At 39.5% G+C, this 15,226-nt stretch carries 18 protein-coding genes; 3 read left to right on the top strand and 15 right to left on the bottom strand.

The annotated features are described in order from the left end of the window. The first annotated feature begins 18 nt into the window (after positions 1 to 18). Positions 19 to 1,563, top strand: a complete 1,545-nt coding sequence (locus BMX95_RS08905; protein ID WP_081197379.1) for a SusD/RagB family nutrient-binding outer membrane lipoprotein — start codon at positions 19 to 21, stop codon at positions 1,561 to 1,563. 271 nt (positions 1,564 to 1,834) lie between these two features. Here BMX95_RS08905 and BMX95_RS08900 read toward each other — a convergent pair whose 3' ends face one another. The 8 genes from BMX95_RS08900 to BMX95_RS08870 form a co-directional block, all read right to left on the bottom strand. Further along, positions 1,835 to 2,758 carry a phosphatase PAP2 family protein gene (locus BMX95_RS08900; RefSeq protein ID WP_165758799.1) on the bottom strand — a complete coding sequence of 308 codons (924 nt, stop codon included), beginning with the start codon at positions 2,756 to 2,758 and terminating at the stop codon, positions 1,835 to 1,837. A 110-nt stretch (positions 2,759 to 2,868) separates the two neighbouring features. After that, positions 2,869 to 3,012, bottom strand: a complete 144-nt coding sequence (locus tag BMX95_RS34915) for a hypothetical protein (protein ID WP_165758798.1) — start codon at positions 3,010 to 3,012, stop codon at positions 2,869 to 2,871. An 82-nt stretch (positions 3,013 to 3,094) separates the two neighbouring features. Further along, the gene (locus BMX95_RS08895; protein WP_177193686.1) at positions 3,095 to 3,655 is read right to left on the bottom strand and encodes a sigma-70 family RNA polymerase sigma factor; all 561 of its coding nucleotides are present in this window, start codon (positions 3,653 to 3,655) and stop codon (positions 3,095 to 3,097) included. Positions 3,656 to 3,666: 11 nt separating this feature from the next. Then, positions 3,667 to 4,440, bottom strand: a complete 774-nt coding sequence (locus BMX95_RS08890; protein ID WP_081197376.1) for a metallophosphoesterase family protein — start codon at positions 4,438 to 4,440, stop codon at positions 3,667 to 3,669. A gap of 4 nt (positions 4,441 to 4,444) precedes the next feature. Next, positions 4,445 to 5,521 (bottom strand): ACR3 family arsenite efflux transporter, encoded by a 1,077-nt coding sequence (arsB, locus tag BMX95_RS08885; protein ID WP_081197375.1) that lies wholly within the window; start codon positions 5,519 to 5,521, stop codon positions 4,445 to 4,447. 16 nt (positions 5,522 to 5,537) lie between these two features. Continuing rightward, positions 5,538 to 5,966 (bottom strand): arsenic resistance N-acetyltransferase ArsN2, encoded by a 429-nt coding sequence (arsN2, locus tag BMX95_RS08880; protein ID WP_081197374.1) that lies wholly within the window; start codon positions 5,964 to 5,966, stop codon positions 5,538 to 5,540. An 18-nt stretch (positions 5,967 to 5,984) separates the two neighbouring features. Continuing rightward, positions 5,985 to 6,830 carry an arsenite methyltransferase gene (locus BMX95_RS08875; RefSeq protein WP_081197373.1) on the bottom strand — a complete coding sequence of 282 codons (846 nt, stop codon included), beginning with the start codon at positions 6,828 to 6,830 and terminating at the stop codon, positions 5,985 to 5,987. A gap of 54 nt (positions 6,831 to 6,884) precedes the next feature. Beyond that, positions 6,885 to 7,247 carry an ArsR/SmtB family transcription factor gene (locus BMX95_RS08870; RefSeq protein ID WP_425311889.1) on the bottom strand — a complete coding sequence of 121 codons (363 nt, stop codon included), beginning with the start codon at positions 7,245 to 7,247 and terminating at the stop codon, positions 6,885 to 6,887. A 619-nt stretch (positions 7,248 to 7,866) separates the two neighbouring features. Here BMX95_RS08870 and BMX95_RS08860 point away from each other — a divergent pair. Then, positions 7,867 to 8,379, top strand: coding sequence for a hypothetical protein (locus BMX95_RS08860; RefSeq protein ID WP_081197371.1), 513 nt, complete (start codon positions 7,867 to 7,869; stop codon positions 8,377 to 8,379). A 34-nt stretch (positions 8,380 to 8,413) separates the two neighbouring features. Here the strand turns inward: BMX95_RS08860 and BMX95_RS08855 are convergent, their stop codons facing one another. The 6 genes from BMX95_RS08855 to BMX95_RS08830 form a co-directional block, all read right to left on the bottom strand. Beyond that, a complete protein-coding gene (locus tag BMX95_RS08855; RefSeq protein ID WP_207631465.1) occupies positions 8,414 to 9,925 on the bottom strand; it encodes a SulP family inorganic anion transporter in 1,512 nt (503 codons plus the stop codon). A 28-nt stretch (positions 9,926 to 9,953) separates the two neighbouring features. Further along, positions 9,954 to 10,256 (bottom strand): hypothetical protein, encoded by a 303-nt coding sequence (locus BMX95_RS08850; RefSeq protein ID WP_081197369.1) that lies wholly within the window; start codon positions 10,254 to 10,256, stop codon positions 9,954 to 9,956. Positions 10,257 to 10,570: 314 nt separating this feature from the next. Next, the gene (locus BMX95_RS08845) at positions 10,571 to 11,179 is read right to left on the bottom strand and encodes a methyltransferase domain-containing protein (RefSeq protein WP_081197368.1); all 609 of its coding nucleotides are present in this window, start codon (positions 11,177 to 11,179) and stop codon (positions 10,571 to 10,573) included. A gap of 61 nt (positions 11,180 to 11,240) precedes the next feature. Continuing rightward, complete coding sequence (locus BMX95_RS08840; protein WP_262493529.1) at positions 11,241 to 11,537, bottom strand: biotin/lipoyl attachment domain-containing protein; 297 nt, start codon at positions 11,535 to 11,537, stop codon at positions 11,241 to 11,243. A 114-nt stretch (positions 11,538 to 11,651) separates the two neighbouring features. Continuing rightward, entirely contained in the window at positions 11,652 to 12,092 is a 441-nt protein-coding gene (locus tag BMX95_RS08835) for a DUF983 domain-containing protein (RefSeq protein WP_081197366.1), read from the bottom strand. A gap of 19 nt (positions 12,093 to 12,111) precedes the next feature. Next, a complete protein-coding gene (locus BMX95_RS08830; RefSeq protein WP_081197365.1) occupies positions 12,112 to 12,723 on the bottom strand; it encodes a methyltransferase domain-containing protein in 612 nt (203 codons plus the stop codon). A 167-nt stretch (positions 12,724 to 12,890) separates the two neighbouring features. On the opposite strand from BMX95_RS08830, the gene BMX95_RS08825 reads away from it, so the two are divergent. Continuing rightward, positions 12,891 to 13,454 (top strand): PhnA domain-containing protein, encoded by a 564-nt coding sequence (locus tag BMX95_RS08825; RefSeq protein ID WP_242672978.1) that lies wholly within the window; start codon positions 12,891 to 12,893, stop codon positions 13,452 to 13,454. Between the two features lie 828 nt (positions 13,455 to 14,282). Here BMX95_RS08825 and BMX95_RS08820 read toward each other — a convergent pair. Continuing rightward, on the bottom strand, positions 14,283 to 14,951 hold the full coding sequence (locus tag BMX95_RS08820) for a hypothetical protein (protein ID WP_133053830.1): 669 nt from the start codon (positions 14,949 to 14,951) through the stop codon (positions 14,283 to 14,285). Positions 14,952 to 15,226: the final 275 nt, after the last annotated feature.

The following is a 15,226-nucleotide window of genomic DNA, read 5'->3' as shown; positions in this document are numbered from 1 at the left end:
TTTCAGCAAACTATTTATATGAATAAGCAAATACGAATAGCGGCGGTACTGGCGGCAGCCATCACCACTCTGCTGACAAGTGGCTGTAACAAGTTTGACCAGATCAATACCAACCCGGACAAACCGGTAAAGGTGACGCCGGACATGCTGGCCACCACGCTGATATTGGATGCCACCAAGGCCACCTTCCGCTCAAATACGGACTTTGTACGTCCGGCTCAATTGGGTAAATACACCTGCTGGTCATCGAGCCCCAGCACAGAACAATACAATTATTTTGGAAGAACAGATTTCCTTAGCCTGCCTGTACTGAACAATATTAAACCCATGGTAGACCTTGCAACCACGGATCCCCTGAAAAATGCCTATTCAGGTCTGGGGAAATGTATGCGGGCACTGAAATTCTTTTACCTCACCATGCAGTTAGGCGATATTCCTTACACGCAGGCACTAAGCGGTGAAGAAGGTACACTGAAACCGGAATATGATACGCAGAAGGATGTATTCCTCGGCTTATTAAAGGAACTGGATGAAGCAAACGATTTGTTTGCTAACGCCAGCGACTTCCCCGGCGATCCTGTATACGGCGGCAAGGTGACGCAATGGCGAAAATTTGCCAACTCCTTGCAATTGCAGATCTTGATGAACCTGTATAAGAAAACAGCGGATGCCGACCTGAAGGTGGTGACCCGGTTCCAGGATATTATCAACAACCGGCCCATCTTTCAAAGCAATGCCGACAATTTCGGCCTCGTGTTTTCCAATGTAGCCGGACAGAAATACCCTTTCTATATTGAAGGCAACCAGTCGTACGTGTATGTAATGGTGAGCAGCTTTTTGATCGACTCCCTCAAGGCGTTTAACGACAACCGGCTGTTTTATTATGCCAACCCATCTCCTGTTAAGGTGGCGGCAGGTAAAGCGGTTTCTGACCCCGCCGCGTATAGTGGCCCTGACCCGGCAGCCCCTTATTCCGACATCACAAAAGTTGCGTCTTCCAAAGATTATTCTCCTATTAATGACCGTTATCTGCAATTGCCGCAGGGGGAACCTGTTTATATGTTGAGCTACGCACAGCTCAAGTTCATTATGGCAGAAGCAGGCATCAGGGGATGGATCCCGGGCGGCGGCGAAGCCCACTATACGGATGGTATTAAAGCAGCGATGCATTGTGTGGCTGATAATACGCCTGATGACCCACTTTATCACCACAACCAAAAGATCACGGACACTTACATCCAGAACACCTACCTGCAACAGGCCAAGGTGAAGTTTGCCACCAGTACAGACGACAAATTGCGGCAAGTGTGGATCCAGCAATACCTGTCATTGTTCTTACAAGCTCCTTATTCGGCCTATTATGAATACAGGAGAACAGGTTACCCGGTATTTACCATCAACCCGGCTTCTAACCTGAACACGCCTACTAACAAAATACCACAGCGGTATTTATACCCTCAGTCGGAGTTAGACTACAATAAGGAGCATGTAGTAGAAGCTATTCAGCGCCAATACAACGGTGATGACAATGTAAATAACCCTATGTGGATCCTGCAGGATTAAGTTAAATACAATATGCTGACATAATTGAGAAAAACGTCCCCCGGCTGAGCCGAGGGGACGTTTTCTATTTTTTCATAGCCAGTCACTTTTAACACTGCTCCGGCAGGATGGTACGCCGAACTAGTTAACTTATTAACCTATCATCTATAAATTAGCTATATCACGTATTCGAGGCTCAAATTCCCACCAGTTTTTTCGGTGTCATGGCAAAGTATTACAACATGCAAAGCCCCAAATTTGGAGGCTTGGATTTTAAAAATCACCTTATATACTATTTGGATTGGGATAAACTTTTCTTACTGGCCCATTCCATTTTTGCCTTATTCATGTCAGCAACAAACTGAGGGTTGTTATACCAGTATTTGAGTAAATACCATCCTATAACTCTTGATGCTTCATTATCGCTGGGATAATGTATACCCATCAGTTCTCTTGACCAACGAACTTCAGCAGCAGTTTTAATAAATTCCTGCCGTTTGCCGGGAATTAATTCGCCGAATAAATAGGCTTCAGTGTATGACCATAATGAATGGCCGCTGGGGAATGATGGTGAATTTATTCTTGTCAAGGGTTTTAAAGCTGGCTCCAGGTGATATGGGCGGGGGCGCTTAAAATGCATTTTTAACCGGAATTCTGTTACTCGTATGTCCTGTATACAATTCATTAAAAGCTGTGTGGTTCCAGGATAATTCCCGTAGTTTATTTTTTGACCAGTGGCGGTTGACAAGATATAAAAGAGCTGTTGCCTATTCTCATTATAATCTGAATCAAGCGGATTAATTATGTTTGGCCATGACCCAATGTTAGCGATATATTCTGCACGCTCAATTTCCTGCTTGTTACGGGTGTTTTGCAATTTCAGCAAATAGTCAAGCTCGGCTCTGGTTTGATCTGAACTGTTGGCTGGAAATTTTATCAATTCCCGGAGTTTGGCCTCGTCTTTAGGAAGAAGATACGCAGTCCTCCAAAGCGCATTGCTCAATGCCCCTTTGCTATATTCTGACCAGGGAAACTGTATAGTGTCGAGCTGCTTCCTGGTTTCTGTCGGAACCATGCTTAGATCCTTGATTGGTTTATAGGCTGGATTGACAGGCTCCATTGCTGGAATCTTCTGTGCTTGTGTTGTCTCCAGCATTACAAGGGGGAATAATATTAAAGAAAATAGAAACTTGTGCGGTTTTAGACTGTATCTCATGGAACTTTTATTTCTCATACGACGGGAAAGCGCAAAAAAGGATACAACCTTTATATAATAAATAAAAAACACCGGCAAGATTACCGGTGTTTTCTACAAGTCTCAATAAATTATTTCCTTTTACAACAGGAACCCTTATCACAACATTGCTCCTGTTTGGGCTTTTCATTTTTGACGGTTTTTTTCTTGATGCCACCTGCAAAAGCCGCTACCAATGCCAATGACGATAATCCCGCTAAAGCTAACTTTTTCATGAAAAGATTAATTTAAGTTAATAAATGAGCTATCATCATTACGACGTGGTAGCTTTAAAAAGGACACAAGGGTAGAACGAAATTATTTACAACAGGATTGATCCTCATTCTTTTTGCAGGATACAATGTTTCCATACGAATCGAATTCATAATTACAACACTGCAGAATTACTTCCCTGAGCATTTTTCTTGCCCTTTGTACCCGGGCTTTGGCATTTGTAAGTGTTATATTGGCCGCTATTGCATAGTCCTTTATTTTCAAAGCATCGAGTTCCACCATTATTATCGCGTTACGATATATCTCTGGCAAAGAGTCAATAAATGAACGGAGACAACAATCTGCTAATTTATAAGTGCTATCCACCGCTTCATCTGGCTCACTGGAAGTTTCAGGAAGTGTTTCATTTGTGACCGAAGATTTAGACTTGCGCCTGTAATAATCCACTACGGTATTTGTTGTAAGCCTGGTCAGGTATGCGCTAATATTGTCTGCCTTCTCGATCTTCGACCGATTGAGCAATATCTTTAAATAAACGTCCTGTATTATATCCTGGCAATAATCCTGGTGCTTTACCTTTCTACATACAAGATCAGCAAGCTCTTTTTCAAATGACCTATGAATTGTTTCCAGGATATTTTCCATCATAATTTTTTTTACACTCCATTTCGTAGACTTTCTGCATATGCATTGGGCAAAGGGCTATCTTCAACTGCTTTTGCAGCTTTTTCAACATCATAAGTGAAACGAATAAATTCAACTCGTATTGATTCTTTGATGTTAACGCTGCTATTATCATTTATGTGAAGCATCACATATCCGCCTTGGGGGTTGCCATCTTTGGGCTTGCCGACTGAGCCAATATTTAAAGCATGTCTGAATCGTTGTTTTCCATCTTCATCAGTAGTCAATACCCGATGGTATGGTTTATGCGTATGGCCAAAGCACATAATGTCGGCGTCCGCATCCTGCATAATACGCAACATGCTTTTTTCCTCACGATCTTCAAACAAGTATTCGTTTATCTTACGAGGACTACCATGTACTAAAAGCAGGTTTAATTTATCATTATTAAGTTGAAATTCAACTTTCAGATGGGCAGGCAATGTTCTTAAATACTTCCTTTCTTCTTCTTTTACAATTTCGTTAGTGAAAGAAATGGAAATTGCGCCATTCGCTTTTTCTGTATCCGTTTTATAAGCGCAACCGCAATCATCAATGCTTCTCCCTATACCAAAATCATAATTACCGGCTATTGTTGGAATACGGCGTTTTTTTATTTCGTTTATCACTTCATTGGGCCAGATGTTATAACCTACTAAATCCCCCAGGCAGTATATAGCATCCGGGTTTTTACTATCAACATCTTTAAAGAATGCCTCTAATGCTGGTAAATTGGCATGTATGTCAGAGAATAGTACAATTTTCATCCGTTTAATTGAGTTGTGTTTTAGTATAATATTTATTCCTTAACCAGAAAGCAACATTAACCAATGCGATTAAAGCCGGTACTTCCACAAGGGGGCCAATTACTCCGGCAAATGCCTGTCCGCTGTTAATTCCAAATACACCGATTGCTACAGCAATGGCCAGTTCAAAATTGTTTCCTGCAGCTGTAAAAGCTATAGAAGCGTTCCTGGAATAATCTGTCCCCAGGGCTTTTCCTAAAAAAAAGCTGACCAGAAACATTATAGCAAAATAGATAACCAGTGGTATAGCGATCCTTATAACATCCATAGGGATGCGTACTATCAGCTCACCTTTTAAACTGAACATTACAATAATCGTAAATAATAGGGCTATCAGGGTAATGGGCGAAATCAGCGGGATAAACCTGGTTTGGTACCATTGCTCACCTTTGATTTTAATCAAGGCAAATCTGGAAATAACACCAGCCGCAAAGGGTATACCCAGGTATATTAAAACACTTTCTGCGATCTGGCCGATCGTGATATTTACTTCCAGTCCTTTTAGACCAAATAAGGGTGGTAATACAGTTATAAAAACATAGGCGTACACGCTAAAGAAAACAACCTGAAATATACTGTTGAGGGCTACCAAGCCGGCTGCATACTCCCTGCTTCCTTCCGCCAGTTCGTTCCAAACAATAACCATTGCTATGCAACGAGCCAGGCCAATTAATATTAGCCCCGTCATATACTCAGGATAGCCATTTAAAAAAAGTATTGCAAGGAAGAACATCAACAGGGGGCCAATTACCCAGTTTAAGAGCAAAGACGTTCCCAGGATTTTGGTGTTTTTAAATACTTCTCCCATTTTTTCATACCGCACTTTTGCCAGTGGTGGATACATCATAAGAATAAGGCCAATAGCCAGGGGAATATTGGTGGTCCCGCTGGAATAACTATTGATCACTCCAGGTACGGATGGGATAAAATAGCCTAATGCAATTCCTAAAGCCATTGCAGCAAAGATCCATATCGTAAGATACCGGTCCAGAAAACCAAGTTTCTTCCTTTCAATTACCGGATTACAATTATTTGCACTCATTATAGCAGTTTGCAGGTTATAAAGTTTTTTTCATAACTATAGCACTTACGGGGCAGACGCTACTAAATTCTGTGGATTGTTTTATTTCATCTGGCACCTCTGTTCGCTCCACAGTCTGGTAGTTCTTTTTTTCAAAGTAGGTAGATGCAGTTTCTGTTAACAGGTATATAAATTCGACTTTTAAGTCAGCAGCGTGCTTCTCCAGTGTCTCTACCAATATTGTTGCCACCTTCTTATTTTGGTGATCTTTCCGAACCACCATCGAACGCAGGAGGCCAAAGGGTGGATAGTGTTCGAGACCTATGACACCAATTATATCGCTATCACTAACAGCTATAAAAAAATGGTCAAGATTGCCAGGCAAATCATCCACCGGCAACTTTTCATTTTTAAGTAATTCAATGATGGCTGACCGATTAGTCTGATTTGCCTGGATGATTTTCATAACAATGATTTTTTGGAATTAATTGCAGCAATCTGGTCCACAGCAGGATTTTGCAGCTATAGGCTTTTCCGCAAATACCGTAATGCTATAAATGCCGGTATTGCCATTTCTAAACGATTGAATTTCCGCTTCGGACAAATAATTAGACAAAATATCGTCGGGTATGTGTATCACTTTTTCCTTTTGCAGCGTAATACCTGTAAATCCATTTTGCTCTATCAATTCCAGGTATACCTGCTTTTGAATGGCGCCAGATACACAACCGGCATACATTTCGGCGGCCTGTTGAATATTGGCTGGTAAAGTTCCTTCCAGTACAATATCGGAAATGCTAAAATGACCGCCAGGTTTCAATACCCGGTAAATTTCCTTTATAACGACATCCTTATTGGGCACCAGGTTCAGTACGCAATTGCTTACAATGACATCTGCCACGTTGGAAGTAATGGGCATTTTCTCTATATCACCCTGGCGGAACTCTACATTATGAAATCCTCTGATCTCTGCGTTTTGACGTGCCCGCTCTATCATTGCCGGGGTAAAATCTATACCGATCACTTTGCCTGTTTCTCCGGTTTCGTGCCGGGCAATAAAGGCATCGTTGCCAGCGCCGCTCCCAAGGTCAATTACCACATCCCCCTTTTTTATTTTGGCAAACTGGGTGGGCAATCCACAACCTAAGCCCAAGTCTGCGTCAGGGTTATAACCTTCCAGATTGCTATAATCGTCACTCATGATGTTATATACCTCTGTTGAACAGCAGCCTGAACCGCAGCAGGATGATTGATTGGTTTCCTTATCCTGTAATGCGATTTCACTATATTTCTGTCTTACTATATCTTTTAATTCCTGATCTGTTGTCATAAAAAGCGCTTTATTGTTTTATTGCAATATTGCGATAGATGCAAGCAAAAAATTTTAACAGCAGTTATCCTTATTTTTATAAGCAACAAAGAAAGTATCAAATGCCTCTTTGTATTGTTTCCAAACTTTAGGATCTATACAATAACAAACACTTGTCCCCTCAATAGTTCCTTGAATTAAGCCAGCGTTTTTTAGTTCTTTCAAATGTTGAGAAATAGTCGCCTGGGCAAGTCCCAGTTCATCAACCAGGTCACCACAAACACAGGCTTCTGCCTTAATCAAACTCTGAATGATGGCAATACGGGCCGGATGAGCCAATGCCTTCATCATCTGCGCCAGCTTATTCTGCTTATCTGTGAAAATTTCAGTTTTTGTAAGTCCCATATCTATCGCAATATTACGATAATTATAATTCACTCCAAATTTTGTTGAGAATATTGTTATTCTATATCTGTCTGCAGGGGGACTTTGTATCTCGCCAATCTAATGAAAAGAAATATTTCAATTTCTGGCATAGATCCAAAAAGTTGAAAGGTTTCCTTAAGTAAAATGTGGCTCCCAATTCATTCGCTTCTTCAAGATGAACTGGCTCAAAGATGCCAGTATAAATAACAATAGGAATTTGATTGTATTGAGGAAGGTTTCGAATGCGGGTCAGCATTTCCTTGCTTTTTCGGTTCTACTTCATTAATAATTCTTCAAATCAAATAACAATAGCATGAACCAGCTTCATGAAAATTCGAGAAATTTTTCAATCAAAAAAGTTTCAATAGATCGAGCTATGAAAGTATTAGGCCAGAATGGAATTCATGTTAACAGGGAAATCGCTGAGATAATATTAGATTTCCTTTATGTCATTGCAAAAACTTATAAAACGCAGAAAAGATATGCTAGTGATAGTGAGCACGAACCTAATAAGTAGATCGAACACTTGGTTTCAATCTTTCCGTAAGGCACAAACATTTTTTGAAATAAGACAAACTGGCGTTTATTAAGAAATTCAAATAAATCTCGGCCACAGTTTTCACATTTAAAAATGCAATTAAAGGACTGTAAATCAATTTACAAAATTGAGGGTAACGGCGGAATCGATAGTAAATACAAATCGTTTATTGATGAAGCAAATAATAAAGCGTTCAACACGGCATTTATTCAACTTCAAAAATCTAATCAGGTTTTTAATCGAGTATATAGCCGATTATATTATTCTAAAACGACCTATAAAGTTCAACAATACTATCAAACATCCCTTTCATCCGAAGCAGCTTACAATCCATCACAAAAGACAGTAAAGTTGTTTTATGATGGCGCAAGTAAAGAAGCGATATTTGAGGAGTTTTTACATGCAGGCCAAGACGATTACTATAAAGAGAAAGGCATGAAAAGAAGCTCATTGGCTAACGAAGTTGAAGCTAAAGCCGCGAATTTGTTCTTGGAGTATAAAGACGAGTCAATAAATAAGAATGATTATTCCTCAATTAAAAAATGGGCGACAATGATCAAACGGCGGACAAAGCTGAAAATCTCACATCTTCTCCACTCGGACTAATCATTTTATGAGTAACCCTGATCCTTAAAAATAGTTAATGTATCGCAGTAACATTAACTTTTTCAATACCAATGGTATTTAACGTTATATGCCTGTCTTTCGCCTTATTCTCAAATTCGCTGATTATTTCAAGGATATCGTAATCTATGAAATTGCAGTTGCTGGCATCAATAGTTAAAATACTGTGCTCCGGAACCTCATCTAGTGCTTTTTTAAGCTTTACCTTGTTTAGAAAAGTTACGTTGCTGTTCAATTTGATCAATTCTGTTTCAAATCCATGTATAACCGTTCTGGTGACTTTATATTCCGCCCTGAAATTATTCTGAATAATAAAATATACAGAAAGCAATAACCCAATGCTGACGCCAATCAAGAGATCGGTTACCAGTATCATTACAATGGTCAGTATAAACGGCAGGAATTGTTTCCAACCCAGGCTAAACACATTTTTATACAGTTTAGGTTGGGTAAGGTTATACCCGGTATTAAGCAGAATGGCGGAAAGAGAGGCATAGGGAATCCGGTTCAATACAAAAGGGATCAGTACTACCGCCAGCAGCAACAATACTCCATGAGTGATTGCGGACATCTTTGTTCTGGCGCCCGCATCCACATTGGCAGCTCCGCGAACAACTACTGCGGTTAATGGGATGGCCCCCATTATGCCACAAGCCATATTGCCAATACCCTGAGCGATCAATTCCCTGTTCAAGGGTGTGATTCGATTATGTCTGTCCAGTTTATCGATCGCTTCGATACACAAAAGGGTCTCTAATGTAGCCAGTAACCCTATAATCAAACCTCCTTTCCAGATCTGCATATCTGAAAAAAGCTGGTTAAATTCAGGAAATGAAATGCTTGAAAATATATCGGTAGGAATGTTTACCAGTTGCGTCTTTTTTAATGGAAATGCCAACAAAATACCCAGCCCAGCTACCAATAACGGTGCAGGTATGAAGTGGAGCTTTTTTGCAAAAGATTGTCGCAGCAGCCCCAGTAACACCAGGGAAACCACGAAAATTATCAATGAGGCATTATTTATATGATGACTGAACGCTGTTATATTTCCTGATGAGAACAGGTTTAATAAACCGGTTGTCCAAAAGTCAGGTCTGTCATATCCCAGGGCCAATGGAATTTGTTTTGCAATCAGTATTATGCCAATTGCGGCCAACATCCCTTTGATCACAGCCGATGGAAAGTAATTGGCAATTGCCCCCAATTTTAGTAACCCCAACAATATCTGGAATGCTCCTGCAATTATAACTGCCAGCAGGAAAACCTGATAGTTTCCCAACATAATAATATTAGCTGCTACCAGGGTTGTCAATCCGGCTGCGGGACCCGATACAGCGAGAGATGATGCGCTGATGGCTGCAACGATAATACCTCCAATCATTCCGGATAAAAGCCCTGCATACAATGGCGCTCCGGAAGCCAGTGCGATGCCCAGGCACAGCGGCAGCGCTACCAGGAAAACAGAAAGTCCGGCTGCGAAATCGTGCCGCAACCACATGATCCTGTAATATTTTAAGGTTCGTTTCACCTATTTTTTATAAAGAAATTGTTATACCTTATTCTATTGATTTGTTTTTATTGAAAGAGATAAATACTTGCATACCGGTGTGCGGATGAGCAGCCCATTCCTGCAACAATTGGCTGTTAATTGGTTCATATATCTCTATGGAGTCCGGGGCCTCCGGGAGCGTCTTAATGGGTATCAACACCAGGTAGCGGGGTTCCATATAGTCCAATCTTTTGTCGGAAGTAAACCCTTTGACCTGCACATATTGGAATCCTTTATCCTGTAAAGTTTCTAAAACTGCTTTTGTGAAAGGAAGCGTTTTCCTAAAGTCCTCCTTTGTTTCATTTTTCATTTTCGGCTTTTATGGAATCTATAATAATCTTCGTGATAACAATATTACCATACAAATAGCGCCTACAGATAATGTCGCCCTATAGTCAATAAGGAGAAATGGCATAGCTATCAATATGCTGAAAAAAACATCCAGGATTATCCCTGTTATTTTCTCATTATTAAAGTTGTTTGGGTTATTCATTTTCTTTTAATATTCATCGAAAACTAAATAAGCCTGGAGAGCTGTGCCAGTTGTTTTAGGGGTTTATTACATGCTCACGGCAGCCCTTCCAGACTATGGGGGTAGGAGTTATAAACGAGCCATCATAGGGTCTACATTTTTATCCAAAACTTTAATAAATTATCAAAATGCGATTCTGCCAATTGATAACATGGTGGTATCTCATCACCCCAACTACAATAAGTTGCCACCCTGGTTCCAATAGGCATTTTATCCAATTGATTATACAGGTAAATGCTGTAATAGTTGTATAATTCATTCGAATAAGCAAGCTCGTTGTCTATTTTTTCGGTGCCATCCAGATTCTCAAAAAAAGCATTGTAGAAGTAAAAATGATCGAATTCGTTAAGATCCACCTGTGTGAAATTTCCATGAATGAAATGTACATTTTGAAAACCCATTTTTATTCGGGCAGCTTCTGCATATGCTATCAGATTTTTTCGTTGTTCAACTCCATAAAAGGAAACTGTTGGTTTATAATACGCGCCGGCCAGACAAAATTTACCTACGCCGCTTCCAATATCCAACACTTTTATGGTATTGCCCGGTGTCAGATAAGAAACGACCTTTTGAGTAATATATAACGGCGACCAATGCATGCGGGCTAATGATCTTATCGGTTCAGGATACAATTTATGTAATGCCGCATCGGTGCAAAACCAGTTTTCCAAACGAAGCGGTATTTTAACTATGAGCTTCATAAAATGTAAAGGGCCTGGTGTTTTGTTAATTGAGTTTATTTTTCAGTTAATGCTTTACCTGTCATTTTTTATAATTTTCCAATGATAACAGGCCAGCTTTATCATACATACGGCTGGGCACTACTAAAACAATCCAGCCATTATTCTCAGGTTGTTGAAGCAATACATCTTTTTCTTTTGTCCTTAATAAATCGTTTATGCTGATAATTTTCCCATCTACGGGCATATGAACCTGAATTTGGTAATCGTCGAAATGAATACTGCAGATCACCTCTCCCTGTTTTGTCATACCAGATATCTCCCTAAATTCCAATCTTATGAATTTCCTTAAATCCTGACAACTTAAAACGACAAACACCAACGTATGCGACAACTCCCTGGAAATCTATCCATTCATGGTCGTTGGTATAATATAAATTTCTCTTTATTGTATTCGGAGCTTCCATATTATGGGATTACTATCGTTATGTAATTACAATTCAGGAGCAGAAGTGTTTTCCTTTTCTGCCTGCCAGTTTGCATTATAACGCACAAAGAACGATAACCATATTGCCCTGGACAACCGCATTAAAAATGGTTGAAGCATCACGAGGAGCGTTATATTTAATCCCAGCCACCAAAAAAATCTGTTATCATGCACTGACATTCCAATCAATACCCACCAGGCAACGAATGTAGTTACAGAAAATGCCACTGTTAAAGCATAACTAACATACCCTGTACCATAATAAAAACCTACTTCAATTTCCATGCGCTGATCACAAACAGGACATTTATCATACATTTTCAATAAATATTTCAGTCTGTAAGCATTCTTTGTTTGAAACATATTTCCTGCTCTGCAGCGCGCACATTTATGATGCAGGAGGCTCCATATATAACCAGGCTTTTGATCTTTTTTTTCAGCACACATATTCTTAGCTGTTTTAATATTACAATACCTTTATCCAGAATTTTAATAGTATACCAATTTTTGAATCTACCAAATGATAATCCGGGGGCATTCTATCATCAATACAATGAAAGGTGGCGACCCTGGTACCTGCTGGCATACCTTTGAGTTTTTTATACAACTGGTTATGATAATAATTGAATAAATATGTTGAATAGGTTATGTTCTCGTCGATTTTATCCTTATCCATCAGGTTTTCATAAAACGAGTTAAAGAAATAAAAATGGTGATATTGTTTGAAGTCCAGATCAACAATATTGGAATGGATAAAATGAACATTTTGCAACTTAAGAATATCCCTGGCTTTTTCAGCATGATCTACAAGGTCTTTGCGTTGCTCAACGCCATAAAATGAAGCATACGGTTTATAATAGGCCCCTGCCACACAAAACTTCCCTACGCCACTTCCAATGTACAATACCTTAATTCCTGGATGTGTTACAAGAAAGGGCACCACTAACTGGATAATATTTAAAGGCGTCCAATGCCTTGCGGCCAACAATTGAATAGATTCAGGGTATAATTTGTTTAAATGGGAATCATTTCTAAACCAATAATCTATCGTGGTAGGGTAAGCCTGTGCAGAATGCATATGTACAAAATTACCTTGTTTACCAACCCTGGGAGGTTAACATTGTCACTCCAAAAAGTGACTTTTGTCAATTTTTAAAATATGGAATGCTTAATAAGTAGAAACGTTTGGGAGCAAAGACCAATTATGTAGTTTTGCTGCTTTCAGAAACCTCTTTATTTAAAAATATGAATAGTTCGATTACCGGAAAATTACAAGAAAGAAGTCAGGGCTCTTGTGAGCTATGTACTGTAGAACCTGCTGCTGTAGCGTATGCTGTAAATCCAAAAAACAACGACGCAATAGAAAATGAAGTAGCGCTATGCAACACCTGTTTAGCAGCTTTGGATCAACAAAATGCCGATAGTCATTGGCAGTGTTTGTCCGGCAGTATCTGGAATAATGAACCAAGTGTACAGGCATTGAGTTATCGAATCATGTACAGTTACAAAGAAAAAGAATGGGCCAATGAGATAATGTCATCGGTGGAACTGGATGAAGCAGTAGTGAACTGGGCCTTGTATCCCTTTCAGACCAAAGAGGCGCATAAAGATAGCAATGGAACCGAGTTGGTAAATGGCGATACGGTGGTGCTTACACAAAACCTGAATGTAAGAGGCACTAATTTCACGGCGCCAAAAGGAACCATTGTACGCAAGATCCGACTGGTGCCTGATAATACCGAACAGATAGAAGGAAAAATCAATGAGCAAACGATTGTGATTCTTACGAAGTATGTGAGAAAATCGTAACCTGTTACATACACAAGAAAGCTTAACGACAATGTACTCCGGCTTTCATAATTATCTAAATTATCACATCACTTATACGCTTTTGACAATAAAAAAAGCAGCTTTTTAAACCTGCTTAAGTGTACCCTAACGTACAGATTTCGAACTCTTTCCTGGCGGATTTAACACTTTTGGCTAATATGATTGCATGAGACCAGGTTCTGAAGAAGCACCTGTTTGACGGTGAACAATTGATTGAATGGAAAGCGACCACCACCGATACCTGGCTTTAAAACAGCTTGATTGGATGATCTCATTTATTATAAAAAATGAGATATCCTTTGTTCGTGTTATCGAACAGTACTGATTATTTTAATCTACTGGCGTAGACGCATTCTGTCTGCTGAACAGGGCCAAAATTGAATTAAATGGATGTAATCCATAGCATTATCTTAGTTTTTTGTATATATTGTACTGTCTAAGTGTAGGGAAATCGGTCAGAAACGTCCTAATTTCGCGTAGCATGGCAGTATGTAGATGCAAGTCATTGCAGCTGTTTATAGAATTATGCAAACCTAAACTCACATGAGTTCCCGATACATTTACGCCCTTTTACAAAAGAAAAAAAGGAACGTCCCCTGAAGGCTTTCCTGCGCCCCTTACTTTTCTTGCGTTGAGGAATGCTTCTTTTAAAACCTTCTTCGTCTCTGCAAAAGAACTAACTTCAACATCGTGTCCGGTCAGAAGCTCTTTGGCCTTTTACAGGTGAGGCCTAATTCATCTATCCAGCTATTGGGGTCATCCCAATTCGACTGTCCAACACGTCAGACCGTTTTACACAAACCCTTGTTATGCCTTGTTTTTAAACTTGCGTTTGTGTTTCAGAATATAATTTGTGGAGTCTGGCTTTATGTCAAACTGTTGAAATTTGTATAGTTCATAAATGTCTTTTGCTTCGTTAAGTTTATAGTCAAATGATTTGGTTAGTACAAAAGCGGTATCGCTCAAAACCTTACCTTTCTTTTCTACTAAATAATATTCTCCAATCCAATTTACATAGTACTGAATTACAATTTCATTCTCTTCTGTTTTGAAAACTCCCTTTCCCCAAATTGGATACCTGTTTTTGTAGTGTCTTATATCACACTCAATGTGCTTTTTGGCATTGTCAATTGAGTTAGAGTCCTGTAGTTCGCAAGTAGCCGCGTAGTCAAAAGCGTGGTTTTCCTGAAAGCCTGTCGAAATACCAAATGTCAGCAATGTTCCGTCCTTATGGAGGGTCAAAGGTCTGATTTGCTTCTGTAAATATGGCTTTGTGCTGTCCTCAGTATATCCGCCAAAGTGGTTTTTAACATAGGGGAATGCAATTTCTTCTCTTTCCTGATAGTAATAACCAGCAGTGCAGATTGGTCTTAGTTTGTCGCCAACTTTGTCTAAGTTAATAACATGCCTCTTATGATTGACAACCATACAAGAGGTCAAAATAAGTGATGACAATATTGAAAATTTAAATTTCATTCTGTTATTCGATTTCCTGTCGTAAAATAAGGAATAACACTATACTTCCGCTATCATATGCGATTTTTATCAGGTAACATTTTTATGTAAGTTATTATTTTAAGGCATTCAGCAGAGTTGTGTTTGCAAACAATAATAACAGTGATAATAATGTTTTGCCTTCTGCTTTAAATACCTCAACGAGCACATCATCCATATATATAACCTGAGGGCCAAAGTAAGTACGGATTCACCTGCGCCCGATTCTACAGAAAATATTAATGCTGAGTTGCTGT

The organism is Niastella yeongjuensis (genome assembly GCF_900110245.1).
Taxonomy (GTDB): domain Bacteria; phylum Bacteroidota; class Bacteroidia; order Chitinophagales; family Chitinophagaceae; genus Niastella; species Niastella yeongjuensis.
The sequence above is the reverse complement of the archived record's forward strand: the minus strand, read 5'-3'. Positions and strand labels throughout refer to the sequence as shown.